This is a genomic window from Kitasatospora sp. NPDC001225, assembly GCF_053597855.1.
The window spans coordinates 1-11,920 of sequence record NZ_JBSFJC010000187.1 but is presented as its reverse complement, the minus strand read 5'-3'; the positions used below and the strand labels follow the sequence as shown (position 1 = coordinate 11,920).

11 protein-coding genes and 1 riboswitch are annotated in these 11,920 nt (G+C 75.7%); of the genes, 5 read left to right on the top strand and 6 right to left on the bottom strand.

The genetic code is table 11. From position 1 onward, the window contains the following. The 3 genes from ACWDCZ_RS36055 to ACWDCZ_RS36045 all read left to right on the top strand — a co-directional run. Positions 1-1,752 (top strand): LuxR C-terminal-related transcriptional regulator (locus tag ACWDCZ_RS36055; protein ID WP_449818088.1); only part of this gene is annotated, 1,752 nt, incomplete at its 5' end. A gap of 61 nt (positions 1,753-1,813) precedes the next feature. Continuing rightward, the gene (locus ACWDCZ_RS36050; protein WP_449818087.1) at positions 1,814-2,782 is read left to right on the top strand and encodes a helix-turn-helix domain-containing protein; all 969 of its coding nucleotides are present in this window, start codon (positions 1,814-1,816) and stop codon (positions 2,780-2,782) included. A gap of 86 nt (positions 2,783-2,868) precedes the next feature. Beyond that, the gene (locus tag ACWDCZ_RS36045; protein ID WP_449818086.1) at positions 2,869-3,912 is read left to right on the top strand and encodes an AraC-like ligand-binding domain-containing protein; all 1,044 of its coding nucleotides are present in this window, start codon (positions 2,869-2,871) and stop codon (positions 3,910-3,912) included. Positions 3,913-3,935: 23 nt separating this feature from the next. Here ACWDCZ_RS36045 and ACWDCZ_RS36040 read toward each other — a convergent pair whose 3' ends face one another. The 6 genes from ACWDCZ_RS36040 to cobF all read right to left on the bottom strand — a co-directional run bounded on the left by ACWDCZ_RS36040 (position 3,936) and on the right by cobF (position 9,860). Then, positions 3,936-4,871 carry a VOC family protein gene (locus ACWDCZ_RS36040; protein ID WP_449818085.1) on the bottom strand — a complete coding sequence of 312 codons (936 nt, stop codon included), beginning with the start codon at positions 4,869-4,871 and terminating at the stop codon, positions 3,936-3,938. 55 nt (positions 4,872-4,926) lie between these two features. After that, positions 4,927-5,664 (bottom strand): YoaK family protein, encoded by a 738-nt coding sequence (locus ACWDCZ_RS36035; protein ID WP_449818084.1) that lies wholly within the window; start codon positions 5,662-5,664, stop codon positions 4,927-4,929. Beyond that, positions 5,645-6,169: a DoxX family protein gene (locus ACWDCZ_RS36030; RefSeq protein WP_449818083.1), complete on the bottom strand. Its 525-nt coding sequence runs from the start codon at positions 6,167-6,169 to the stop codon at positions 5,645-5,647. Before ACWDCZ_RS36030 ends, ACWDCZ_RS36035 begins: the two co-directional genes overlap by 20 nt. Positions 6,170-6,219: 50 nt before the next feature. Next, positions 6,220-6,882 (bottom strand): hydrolase, encoded by a 663-nt coding sequence (locus ACWDCZ_RS36025; protein WP_049653335.1) that lies wholly within the window; start codon positions 6,880-6,882, stop codon positions 6,220-6,222. 72 nt (positions 6,883-6,954) lie between these two features. Then, positions 6,955-8,838, bottom strand: coding sequence for an amidohydrolase (locus ACWDCZ_RS36020; protein ID WP_449818089.1), 1,884 nt, complete (start codon positions 8,836-8,838; stop codon positions 6,955-6,957). Positions 8,839-9,101: 263 nt separating this feature from the next. After that, positions 9,102-9,860: a precorrin-6A synthase (deacetylating) gene (gene cobF / locus ACWDCZ_RS36015; RefSeq protein ID WP_449818082.1), complete on the bottom strand. Its 759-nt coding sequence runs from the start codon at positions 9,858-9,860 to the stop codon at positions 9,102-9,104. Positions 9,861-9,997: 137 nt separating this feature from the next. After that, a riboswitch (cobalamin riboswitch) is annotated at positions 9,998-10,118 on the top strand. Positions 10,119-10,216: 98 nt separating this feature from the next. On the opposite strand from cobF, the gene ACWDCZ_RS36010 reads away from it, so the two are divergent. Further along, on the top strand, positions 10,217-11,308 hold the full coding sequence (locus ACWDCZ_RS36010) for a peptidase (protein ID WP_449818081.1): 1,092 nt from the start codon (positions 10,217-10,219) through the stop codon (positions 11,306-11,308). A 29-nt stretch (positions 11,309-11,337) separates the two neighbouring features. Next, complete coding sequence (locus tag ACWDCZ_RS36005) at positions 11,338-11,817, top strand: flagellar hook-length control protein FliK (RefSeq protein WP_449818080.1); 480 nt, start codon at positions 11,338-11,340, stop codon at positions 11,815-11,817. The last annotated feature ends 103 nt before the right edge of the window (positions 11,818-11,920 follow it).

Below are 11,920 nucleotides of genomic sequence, written 5' to 3'. Positions count from 1 at the left end.
AGCGGCCGACCAGCGCCACCACGTGCTCCTCCAGACCGGCGGCTGGTCCACGAGGCCGCCGCCGCGCTGCTGCCCGACGAGGACCTCGCGCACCGCCTCCAGGAGGCCGGCCGCGACCTCGCCCGGCGCGGCGGCGACGCGGAGGGCGCGCTGCTGCTCGAACGCGCCGCCACCCTCAGCCCCAGCTCCTGCGAGCGTGCCCGCCGGCTCACCTGGGCCGCGGTGATGTCCGCCCACGGCGGGCAACTGCGGCACACCGCGGCCCTGGTGGAGGACCTGAAGGCCAGCACCGTGCCCGAGGACGTCGCCCCGCTGTTCGCGTACGCGGTGGTCTACGTCGACCAGAGCCACCACGTCGACTTCGAGTCCTCCTCCGCCCTGCTGCCCGCGGCCCTCGACGCGCTGACCGCGCCGGGCGCCGAATCCTTCGGCGGGCTGGTCGAGCAGGCCTACTTCAAACTCCTCCTGGCCGCCAGCTACACGGACGACCCCTGGGCCTGGCAGGCCCTGGAGCGGCACCGGGAGAACGTCTCCGAGGCGGGCAGGCTCTGCCTGCGCGCCTGGACCGACCCGGGCCCGGACACGGCCGCCGCGCTCCGGGCGGCGGCCGCGGACCTGAGCGCGGAGCAGGAGGCCGGTGCGGCCTGGCTCCTGCTCTGGACCGCCTCGGCGCTCGACTGCCCCGAGGGCGACCTGTGGCGCCGCTTCACCGGGCTGCACGGCTACGCCACCCAGGGCTCGGTCGCCAAGGCCAGGTGCCACCAGGACTTCCTGCTCGGACAGTGGGACCGGGCGGCCGTCTGCCTGCGCGAGGCCGGGATCGCGGAGGAGCTCGGCTACCGCACCAACGCCCTGGTGTTCCGCCTGTACCACGCCCACTTCCTGGCCGGCCGGGGCGACGAGGACGGCCTGCGGGAGATCGAACAGGCCGTCCGGCCGACCGCCACCCGCGCCCGGATGCGGTACGTCCTGGACCGCCTGAGCCACCTGCGCGGCCTGGCCGCGCTCGCCCACCGGCGCTACGAGGAGGCGTACGCCCACTTCTGCGAACTCACCCCGCCCGGACACCTGCCCGGCGGCCGGCCCTGGCACCACACGCTGGTCCTCGACCTGGTGACGGCCGCCGTGCACACCGGCCGGCACGAGGAGGCCCGGCAGCACCTGGCGGCCGGACGCGCGGCGCGCTCGGCGGAGATCTCCGGCCGCCACGCCTTCCTCTTCGCGGCCGCCACCGCCCTGGCCGCCGCCGACGACGAGGCCGACGCCGCCTACCGCGCCGCGTACGCCGTGCCGGGCGCCGAGCGGTGGGCGTTCGACCTCGCCCGGCTGCGGCTCGCCCACGGCGGGTGGCTGCGCCGGCGCCACCGCCCCGGGGCCCGGGAGCCGCTGCGCGCGGCCCACCACGTGTTCCGCCGCCTCCGGGCCGAGCCCTGGGCCCGGTGGTGCGAGGAGGAACTGCGGGCCGCCGGGGACTCCGCGGCCCTGCCGCCGGCCGGGCCTGCCGCCGGACCCTCCGGGCTGACCGGCCATGAACTGCGCATCGCCCGGCTGGCCGCGACCGGCCTGACGAACAAGGAGATCGGCCGGGAGCTCCAGCTGTCGCCCCGCACCGTCGGGGCCCACCTGTACCGGATCTTCCCGAAGCTCGGCATCACTTCTCGGGCCGCGCTCGCCCATGCCCTCGACGGCGGTCGACCGGCCGGGACGGCGCTTCCTCCGGCCGCTGTCGAACCAGGCAGTCAGATGACCTAACGGGCCGTCGCCGTCGAAGTCCAGGCTGGGTCGCGCAGGGCTTCGACGGGAGGACGGTCAGATGGGTGTGCGGGGGACGGCCGGGGCGGTCGTGGACGAGGGGAAGGCCGCGTTCCGGGGCGCTCCGGCGGCGCCGGTGCCGGTGGGGGCGCACCCGTTCACCGGGCGGCCGTCCGACGGGCTCCCGGTGTCGCACCGGCTCGGCTACGTGCGGATCTCCACCCTGGACGGGGACACCGCCCGGTTCTCCCGTAGCGCCGACCTGATCGCCCCGGCCCCGCGCACCGAGCCGCAGGTCGGGGTCGGGGTGCAGGAGTCCGGCCGGGCCGTGCTGGAGCAGGACGGGCGCCGCGCGGAGGTGCCGCCGGGCGGGCTCGTCCTGTACGACGCCGGGCGGCCGTTCGCCGTCGAGTACCCGGGGCGCTTCCGCACCCACCTGTTCCAACTGCCGCGCCGGATGGTGGGCGTGTCGGAGCGCGACCTGCGGCACGCGGCGGGTACGGCCGTCGGCCCGGCGGACGGCTGCGGGCCCGTGCTCGGGCCCTTCCTCGGCACCCTGGCCGCCTCCGCGCACTCCTACCCCGGCCCGGTCGGGGACCAGCTGGCCGGGCGGGTCGCCGACCTGGTGAGCGCGCTGGTCGTCCAGCTGGCGGCGGACGGCCCCGGCAGTGTCGGCCCCGACGGCCCGAACGAGCACCTGGTCCGGCGGGTGCGGGAGTACATCGACCAGCGGCTGGGCGACCCGGAGCTGACGCCCGAGCGGATCGCGCGGGCCCACCGGATCTCGGTGCGGTACCTGCACCGGCTCTTCGAGCACGAGGGAGTGACGGTGAGCCGGCTCGTCCGGCAGCGCCGCCTGGAGGCCTGCGCCCGCGAACTGGGCCGCCGCGGCCGGACCGCCCCGACCGTGTCGGTGGTCGCCCAGCGCTGGGGCTTCGTCAACCCGGCGCACTTCAGCCGGGCCTTCCGCGCCGCGTACGGGGTCTCGCCGCGCGACTGGCGCCCGCTCCGGACCGACGGGGCCTGCTGACGAGCCGTAGAACCAGCACGACTTGGGCCACCGCCGCCGAGGCGCGACCCGGCGCGGTCGGGCCCGCAGACCGAACAGGAGCACAGATGTCCGTCGTCCCGTCCGCCGTCCTCGACACCGCCGGGGTGCCGGCCGCCGACCGCGCCGAGTACTGGCACGAGGCGGTCTCCCGTACCTTCATCCCGCTCGACGTCGTCCTGCGCGAGGACGCGCCCGCGCCCGCGACGATCACCAGCCACCGGCTGGGCGCCGCCCAGGTCTCCCTGGTCCGGGCCGGCCCGCAGCGGGTCGAGCGCAGCGCCCGGCTGATCGCCCGCGGTGGCGAGGACCACCTCACCCTGGCGCTCCAGCACCGCGGCACCGCCCGGCTGCTCCAGGACGGCCGCCAGGTGGAGCTGCGCCCGGGCACCTTCGCGATCTCCGACGCCGGGCGGCCGTTCACCAAGGAGCTGCCGGAGCCGTTCCTCTTCACGGCCTTCCACTGGCCGCGCTCGGCCGTCGGGGTCACCGAGGAGGACCTGCGGGTGCTCACGGCGACGGCCTTCGACACCCGCGAGGACGACACCGCCCGCCTGGTGGGCGCCTACCTGGACTGCCTCTCCCGCTCGGCCGGGAGCATGGAGCCGCCGGCGGCCTCCTGGCTCGCCACCACGGCGCTCGACCTGCTCGCGGTGCTCGCGCACGAACGCCGCGGCCGGTTCGTACCGGAGGCGCCCGAGGCGGCCCTGGCCACCCTGGCCCGGGTGAAGGACCACATCCTGCGGCACCTGGGGGATCCGGAGCTCTCGCCGGAGCGGATCGCCGAGGCCCACCATGTGTCCGTGCGGTACCTGCACAAGCTGTTCGGCTTCGAGGGGGTGACGGTGACCCGCTGGATCCGGCGCCAGCGGCTGGACGCGTGCCGCCGGGACCTCGCCCGTACGGCGGCCCGTCCGGCGACCGGTCCGACGGGTGGCCCGGCGACCGTGGCGGCGGTCGCCGGGCGGTGGGGCTTCGTGAGCGCCAGTCACTTCAGCCGGGCCTTCCGGGCCGCCTACGGGGTCTCGCCGCGCGAGTGGCAGGCGTGCGCCCGGGCGGGCCTCGCCCAGGGAGGCACGGCCCGGCCGGAGGGGTACGGCATCGCGGTGTGACCGCCCCCGTGCCGGGGCACCGGTCACCGGTCGCCGTGCAGCTCCGCGACGTAGCCTCCGGGGAACCGCACCATCGCGCTGCCCCGGCCGTCCGCCCGGACCGGGCCGGACAGCACCGACGCGCCGGCGGCCTTCGCCCGCTCCAGGGTGGCGCCGAGGTCCGCCACGCCGTAGCCGGTGAGCTCCCGGCCGAACGGGTACGGCAGGTGGCCGTCCGTCACGGCGACCGTCGTGGTGCCGAAGCCGGAGGTGAGGCGCAGCAGCCGGTAGGCGGTGCCGGGCAGTCCGATCGCGGCGCCGTCGGCCCGGCGGTCGTCGGAGACGATCCGGCCGTCGGTGAAGGCGAGGAAGCTGCGCAGGAAGGCGCCCACCGCGTCCGGTGACAGGTAGAGCCGGTTCTCCGGCACGCTGGCGAGCCCGGGGTAGGAGGGCGGGGTGGTGTGGACGTACAGCTGGGCGTTGACGCCGCCGGGGAACTGGACGACGGCGTCCCGGCCGATCGGGTCGGCGAACGGGGCCACGGTGACGGCGGCCCCGTCGGCGCGGGCGGCGCGGACCGCCTGGTCGAGGTCGGTGACCAGCCAGCCGGTGCGCTCGGTGCCGAAGGGGTACGGGACGGGCGTGGTGTAGTCGAACACCGAGAGGGTGCCCACCGGGGAGACGACCAGTTCGGAGAGCGTCCGGCTGGGCGTGGGGGTCACCTGGGTGGCGTTCGGCCCGATCGTGCTGCCGCCGAAGGTGGCCACCCAACTGGCCGCGAAGGCCTGCTCGGTGCCGGGCTCGACGTACACGTGGGTGGAGTCGTACTGGGGGCCGACGGCGAACTGCCGGTGCCCGGCGGTGGGTGCGGCCTGGGTGCCCTGGGCGGGCGCGGCGGTGGGGACGGCCGCCAGCGCGGCGACCGCCGCCACCAGCGGGACCAGGCGTCGGGTGAGGCGTCGGGTCAGGGGGCGTTGCACGGGGGTGACCTCCCGGTCGTGGTCGGTGCGGGTGCTCGGAGTGTCGGTGCGGTGGTCAGGCCGCCGGTGCGGCCCAGGGCGCGTCGGGCCCGTGGGCGGCCGAGAGCCGGTGGGCGGCCAGCGCCGTGCCCAGGAGCAGCAGGGCGGCCAGGGCGAGGGCCGTGGCGGTCCGCCCGTGCAGGACCAGGACCGCGCCCGCGAGGCCGCCGAGCAGCATCGCCAGGGCGGAGAGGATCCGGCGCCCCGGCCGCGGCGCGGTGCCCCCGGCCGGGGCCGAATCGGAGGCGAGGCCGGTCAGGGTGAGGGTGAGGACGGTGGTGGTCAGGTCGGGTACGGCGAGCCGCCGGGCCACCGCGTTCTGCAGGCCCATGCCCAGGCCCAGCAGGACGATCAGGGCGTAGCGGGCGCCGGCGCCGTCCGCGAGCGCGGCGGTGACGGCGGCGCCGGCGGTCAGGGCGGTCTGGACGCAGGCGGTCAGGGCCAGCAGACGCCCGCGGTGGTCGGCAGACCGGCCGGCGAGCCGTCCGCCGCAGAGCGCGCCGGTCAGGAAGGCCGCGAGCGAGACCAGCGAGGCCGTGGCCGACAGGCCGGAGGCGCCCGCGAGGGCGAACCCGAGGAAGACCACGTTGCCGGTCATGTTCGCCACGAAGACGTGCCCGAGGCCGAGGTAGCTCACCGCGTCGACCACGCCGGTGGCCACCGTCAGCAGCAGCATCAGCGGCGGCAGCGGTCCGTGCCGGTCGGTGCGCGGCGGGGCGAGCGTCCGCAGGGCGTCAGTCAGCAGGGCGCGCAAGGGCGGTGGCTCCTTCGGGGGTGGCCGGGCGGTGCAGGACGGCCCGGGTGAGCAGTCCGCCGGCGGGGCCGAGCACGACGGCCGCGACGGAGATCCAGAGCGGCCAGGCGTTCAGGCCGACGGCCTGGTCGACGGACCACCGGCCCGGGCCGGTGAGGGCGAGCGCCCCGGTGACGACGACCAGGACCAGCGGGTACTCGTAGCCGTCGTCCTGCACCCAGAGCCCGTGCGGCAGTTTGACGGTGATCGCGACCGTCATCACCCCCATGGCGACCATGGCCGCGGGCGGGGTGAGCGCGCCCAGGGCCAGGAACAGGCCCGATCCGACCTGCCCGGCGCCCGCGGCGAGCGCGGTGGGCGTCCCGCCGCGGAAGCCGTCGTGGCGGAACTCCGCCGTCCCGCCGGCGAGGCCGTGGCCCCCGAGGCGGTGGCTCACCTTCTGTACTCCGTGCCCGGCGATGAGCAGGCCCACCACCACGCGGAGGATCAGCAGTCCGGTATCCATCGTGTCCTGTTCCTGGTCCCTGGTTCCTGTGCTTCTCGTGCGGTGCCGACTCAGCCCGCGGCGTGCTCGCCGAGGAAGGCCTGGGCGTAGACGATCCCGAGGCCGTACGCGCCGCCGTGCTCCTTGACGATGTCCGTGACCACGCCGTACGTCTCCGTCCGGGCCCAGTCACGCTGGAGTTCGAGCAGGACCTGTACCCAGGTGACGGGCACCGCACCGGCCTGGGTCATCCGCTGGACGGCGTGCTCGTGGGCCTGCGGGGAGACGCCGCCGGAGGCGTCGGTGACGACGTAGACCTCGTAGCCCTGGTCGATCATGGACAGCACCGGCAGGACCAGGCAGACCTCGGTCCACAGCCCGGCTATCACGACCTTGCCGCGGCCGGTGGCCTTGACCGCCTCGACGACCGCCTCGTCCTCCCAGGCGTTCATCGAGGTGCGGTCGAGGACCTCGGCCTTGGGGAAGACCGCCGCCAGCTGCGGCAGCAGCGGGCCGGAGAAGGACTCGGCGGCGACGGTGGTCAGGACGGTCGGCACGTCGAAGGCCCGGGCGGCCTTGGCGAGGCCGACGGTGGCGTTGACGATCGCGGTGCGGTCGCCGCTGCCGGTGCCGAAGAACATCTGCGGCTGGTGGTCCACGAACAGCACCACGGCGTTGTCGGGGGTGAGCAGGTCGGGGCTGGGGGTGGCGCTGACCTGGGTGAGGTCGACCATGACGGGGTTCCCTTCGGTGTGGTCGGACAGGGTCCTTCGCGCGGTGGTCCGCGTGAAGGCGGGTCAGGTGGATCAGAGGAGGAAGCAGGGGTCGAACGGCGCGCCCTGCTCGGCGGCCAGGCCGCGCGCGATCCGCCAGCGGTGGTGCAGCTCGGACTCGGCGACGGCCTCGCCGAGCAGCTCCGCCTGGCGGGCGCCCGTGCCGGGGGCGGGGCGGGCGGCCTGGTAGCCGCCGAAGTGGGCGACCGGGCTCCAGCCGGGGCTGACCGGCGGGAGCTCCTCGTCCATGCCCTCGTACTCGGCCGCGGCGTGGACGATCCGGCCGCCGACGACGGTCAGCACGGACTCGATGGACGGGATCTGCGGCTCCGGCACCGTGAAGTAGTCCTCGGACAGCACCGCCAGGTCCCCGTAACTTCCCGGCCGCAGCACGCCCTTGACGTCCTGCTCGCCGGTGAGGGCGGCGCCGGCCGTGGTGTACATCGCGAGCGCGGTCGCCCGGTCGACCCGGTTCTCCGGGGGCCGGATCGCCAGGCCGCCGACCGTGCGGCCGGAGACCAGCCAGTGCAGGGCGACCCAGGGGTTGTAGGAGGACACCCGGGTGGCGTCCGTGCCGGCGGCCACGGTCAGTCCGCGCGCCAGCATGGCGCGGACCGGCGGCGCCTCGGCGGCGGCAGCGGCGCCGTACCGGCGGGTGAACACCTCGCCCTGGAAGGACAGCCGGTTCTGGACGGAGAGCGAGCCGCCGAGCGCCGCGATCCGGTCCAGGCTGTCCGGGGAGACGGTCTCGGCGTGGTCGAAGAGCCACCGGTTCCCGGCGGGGAAGAGCCCCTCGGCGGCGAGCCCCTCGAACACCGCGAGGTCGCGCCGGATCGTCTCGTCGTACGTCGCGTGCAGCCGGAAGCCCCAGCCGTGCTCCGTGAGCAGGCGCACGGCCTTGGCGAACTCCCCTTCGTAGGCGTTCAGTTCGGGGCGCGGCTCGGCGAAGTTCTCGAAGTCGGCGGCGGCCCAGGTGAGGTTCTCGCCGGCGCCGTTCAGCCGCAGCCACTCGTCGCCGTCCCCGGGTCGGACCGTCTCGACCCAGCGGGTGAGGTCGTCCAGCTCCTGGCCGGGGGTCTGCGGGAACAGGTGGTAGGCGATGCGCAGCGAGAGCAGCCCCTCGCGGGCGAGTTCGGTCACCGTGGCGTAGTTCTCCGGGAAGCTCTGGAACCCGCCGGCGGCGTCGATCGCGGAGGTCAGCCCGAAGCGGTTCAGCTCGCGCAGGAAGTGCCGGGTGGACGTCCTGCGCTCCTCGCCCTCCGGTGTCGGGGCCTTGGCGAGCGTGGAGTAGAGGACCAGGGCGCTCGGGGCGGCCAGCAGCATGCCGTTGGGCTCGCCGCCGCGGCCCCGGACGATCTGGCCGCCCTTCGGGTCCGGGGTGTCGCGGGTGTAGCCGACGGCGCGCAGCGCGGCGCGGTTGAGGACCGCCGACTGGTAGAGGTGGAGGACGAAGACCGGGGTGTCCGGCGCCGCCTCGTTCAGCTCGGCGGGGGTCGGCAGCCGCCGCTCGGCGAACTGCTCCGCCGACCAGCCGCCGACGACCCGCACCCACTGCCCCCGGGGTGTCCGGGCGGCCTGCTCCCGCAGCATCGCCAGGCCCTGGCGCAGCGACCGCACGCCGTCCCAGCGCAGCTCCAGGACGTAGGTGAGGCCGCCGCGGATCACGTGCAGGTGCGCGTCGTTGAGGCCGGGCACCACGCGGCGGCCGAGCGCGTCGACCACCACCGTGGACGGGCCGACGGCCGGGGCGACGTCCGCGTCGTCCCCGACGGCCGTGATCAGGCCGTTCCGGATGGCGAGGGCGCCGGCCTGCGGGCGGCGGGCGTCCCCGGTGTGGATCCGGGCGTTGCGGACGACGACGTCGGCGGCGTGTTCGGTGACGTTTTCCGTGCGGGGGACCAGCCCGCCGACCGGCATTGCAGGCACCTCGACGGCCTCCAGTCATGGGTTCGGGCCGCCGCCCGGAGCGGGCGGCGGCGCGGCGCGGTCGAGCCGGACGAGCCCAAAAGGCCGTCCTGCTCGATTTCATGACGGAACGTTAGGCAGTGGCTCGGTGGCGGATTTGGCCCAGAGTGCACCGGCACCGGTCCGGGAGCGCACCGGCCGGGTGGAGTGACGGCCGGGCGCGAGGCCGGTGTCCGAGTGTCGGCCGGGGGGCGAACCGGGACGGCGCTCGCCGGTCAGCTCTCGGAGCGCCGCAGCAGGTAGGTGTCCATGATCCAGCCCTTGCGCGCGCGGGCCGACTCGCGCAACTCGCTGATCCGCGGGGCGGCTTCGGCCAGCGGCCCGGCGACGAGGATCTCGTCGGGGGTGCCGAGGTACGCGCCGTAGCGGATCTCCAGCCCCTCCGGGTCGATCCCGGTGAAGGCGGCGCGGCCGTCGAGCATCACCACGACGTCGTCCACGTCCTCGGGGAAGCCCTCGGCCAGTCGGCGGCCGGTGGTGATCTGCACCGGGCGGCCGACCCGGGTCAGCGTGGTGCGGTGGCGGGCGGCGAGCGCGGAGACGCTGCTGATGCCCGGGACCACCTCGTAGTCGAAGCCGACGGCGCCGCGGGCCAGGACGTCGTCCACCACGGCGATGACGCTGTCGTAGAGGCTCGGATCCCCCCAGACCAGGAACGCGCCCGTCTCGCCCTCACCGAGGTGCTCGGAGAGCAACTGCTCGACCAGGTCGGCCCGGCGGACGCGCCAGTCGTCCACGGCGGCCGCGTACGCGGGGGTGGTCCGGTCCCGCTCCGCGTCCGGCGCCTCGACCACCCGGTGGCCTGGCCGGCCGTGCTCGGCCAGCATCCGGCGGCGCAGCCGGATCAGGTCCTGCCGGTCCTCGTTCTTGTCGAGGATGAAGAAGACGTCCGTGCGGGCGAGCGCCTTGACCGCCTGCAGGGTGAGATGGTCGGGGTCGCCCGCGCCGATGCCGATGACGAAGATGTGCCGCATGGGAGGCATTCTGCCGTCCGGGACGCCCTGGTCGCGTCGGCGGCCGGGAGGGGCGCGTCGCGATGTCGGGCGGCGGCCACCGTGATGTCACGTTCGAACCCTTGACCGGATCTTTTCCGTATCGCCATGATGGGCCGTCATGTTGTGACTCCGCCGCTGGGGGAAGTCCGGTTCGAATCCGGCGCTGGCCCGCAACGGTAGGCCGCCGGCTCCTGGTCGGAGGCGAGCCCGAGTACCCGTCGGCGGAGGCGTGTCGTCCCTCCTCCCGTCGTGGTCCGCGGGCCGGAGCCCCGAGGGCCGCCCCGGCTGTCGCCGCCGCCCTCCGGGCCCCTGCGCCCGGGCCCGGAAAGGCCACCATGCCCACGCTCCGCCGCACCCTCGGTCTGCTCGCGATACCCGCCGTGGCGCTCGCCACCGCACTCCCGGCGGCCACCGCCGCCCACGCCGCGCCCGAGAACGCGACCGCCGCCGCGACCTCGTCCCCGACGGTCCGCCCCGACGCCGCCGCGGGCGGCTGGTTGGCCCGCCAGCTCGTCGACGGCGACCACTACGAGTCCGTCTTCAACGGCACCGCCTACCCCGACCAGGGCCTCACCATCGACGCCGTACTGGCCTTCGCCGCCTCGCGTGGCTCCGACGAGGCCGCCGCGAAGGCCACCGCCTGGCTGGCGAAGCCCGAGATCATCGGCGGCTACCTCGGCGACGGCACCACCGAGGCCTACGCGGGCGCGACCGCCAAGCTGCTGCTCGCCGTCGAGGTGCGCGGCGGGGACCCGACGGCCTTCGGCGGCGTCGACCTGCCGGCCCGCCTGCGTTCGCTGCAGACCGCCGAGGGCCGGTTCTCCGACCGCTCCCAGTGGGGCGACTACAGCAACGCCTTCGGCCAGTCCCTCGCCGTGATCGCCCTGCACCGCACGCCCGGTGACGCCCCGGCGGCGGCCGTGGACTTCCTGGCGAACAGCCAGTGCGCGGACGGCGGCTTCCCGCTCTCCTTCGGCCAGGCCGCCTGCACCAGCGACGCCGACGCCACCGCGCTCGCCGTCCAGGCCCTCGCCGCCACCGGGCGCGCCGCCAAAGCGAACACGGGCCTGGGCTGGCTCACCGCCCACCAGAACGCCGACGGCGGCTTCGCGGCCGCCGGGGCGACCGCCTCCAACGCCAACAGCACCGGCCTGGCCACTCAGGCGCTGCTCTCCGGCGGCCGCCTCGGCCCCGGCCTCAAGGCGTGGGGCCGGCTGGTGAAGCTCCAGCAGGGCTGTTCCGCCGACCCGGCGGTCCGCGGTGCCGTCGCCTACGACGCGACCGGCTTCAACGCGGGCACCGGCGCCCGGGCCACGGCGCAGGCCGTCCTCGGCCTCGCGGGCACCCCGCTGTCCACGCTCTCCGCCTCCGGGGCCGCCCCCGACGCCCCGACCCAGGCCTGCCCGCCGGTTCCGGCCACGCGCTGAACCACGCTGACACCGCGAGGAGTTCACCGATGAGCGACACCCCCACCCCGGCCCGCCCGGCCCGCCGTACGCTCGGGTCGATCGCCGCCGCGGCGGCCCTCACCGCCGGCCTGCTCGGCGTCTCCGCCGTCCAGGCCCCGCAGGCGCGGGCGGCCGCCTGCGGCGGCACCACCGGCGTCACCGTCGTGGTCGACTTCACCGCCGTCGGCGGCGGCATCCAGACCGGCTGCGCGCCCGGCGACCCGGCCAGCGGCCTGGCCGCGCTCACCGGCGCCGGATTCTCGTACGCCTTCCACCCGCGCTACCCGGGCTTCGTCTGCACCATCAACGCCCTGCCGACGACCTGCACCAACCCGACCGGCAGCGCCTACTGGTCGTACTGGCACGCCCAGCACGGCGGCCCCTGGTCGTACAGCACCCTGGGCGCGGGCAGCTACGACCCGGCCCCCGGCGACGTCGAGGGCTGGTCCTTCGGCGCCGGCGCGCAGCCGGGCACCACCGCGCCCTGACAGGCGGATGGTCGGTATACAGGTGGTGCATGGTTGTCGTCAGCTCGTGTCGTGAGATGTTGGGTTAAGTCCCGCAACGAGCGCAACCCTTGTTCTGTGTTGC

What these genes read in the sequence shown, in the direction of transcription:
- ACWDCZ_RS36050 (WP_449818087.1), top strand. Translation starts at nt 1,814, where the DNA reads ATGGGTGTGCGGGGGACGGCCGGGGCGGTCGTGGACGAGGGGAAGGCC.
- ACWDCZ_RS36045 (WP_449818086.1), top strand. Translation starts at nt 2,869, where the DNA reads ATGTCCGTCGTCCCGTCCGCCGTCCTCGACACCGCCGGGGTGCCGGCC.
- ACWDCZ_RS36030 (WP_449818083.1), bottom strand. Translation starts at nt 6,169, where the DNA reads ATGGATACCGGACTGCTGATCCTCCGCGTGGTGGTGGGCCTGCTCATC.
- ACWDCZ_RS36025 (WP_049653335.1), bottom strand. Translation starts at nt 6,882, where the DNA reads ATGGTCGACCTCACCCAGGTCAGCGCCACCCCCAGCCCCGACCTGCTC.
- ACWDCZ_RS36020 (WP_449818089.1), bottom strand. Translation starts at nt 8,838, where the DNA reads ATGCCGGTCGGCGGGCTGGTCCCCCGCACGGAAAACGTCACCGAACAC.
- cobF (WP_449818082.1), bottom strand. Translation starts at nt 9,860, where the DNA reads ATGCGGCACATCTTCGTCATCGGCATCGGCGCGGGCGACCCCGACCAT.
- ACWDCZ_RS36010 (WP_449818081.1), top strand. Translation starts at nt 10,217, where the DNA reads ATGCCCACGCTCCGCCGCACCCTCGGTCTGCTCGCGATACCCGCCGTG.
- ACWDCZ_RS36005 (WP_449818080.1), top strand. Translation starts at nt 11,338, where the DNA reads ATGAGCGACACCCCCACCCCGGCCCGCCCGGCCCGCCGTACGCTCGGG.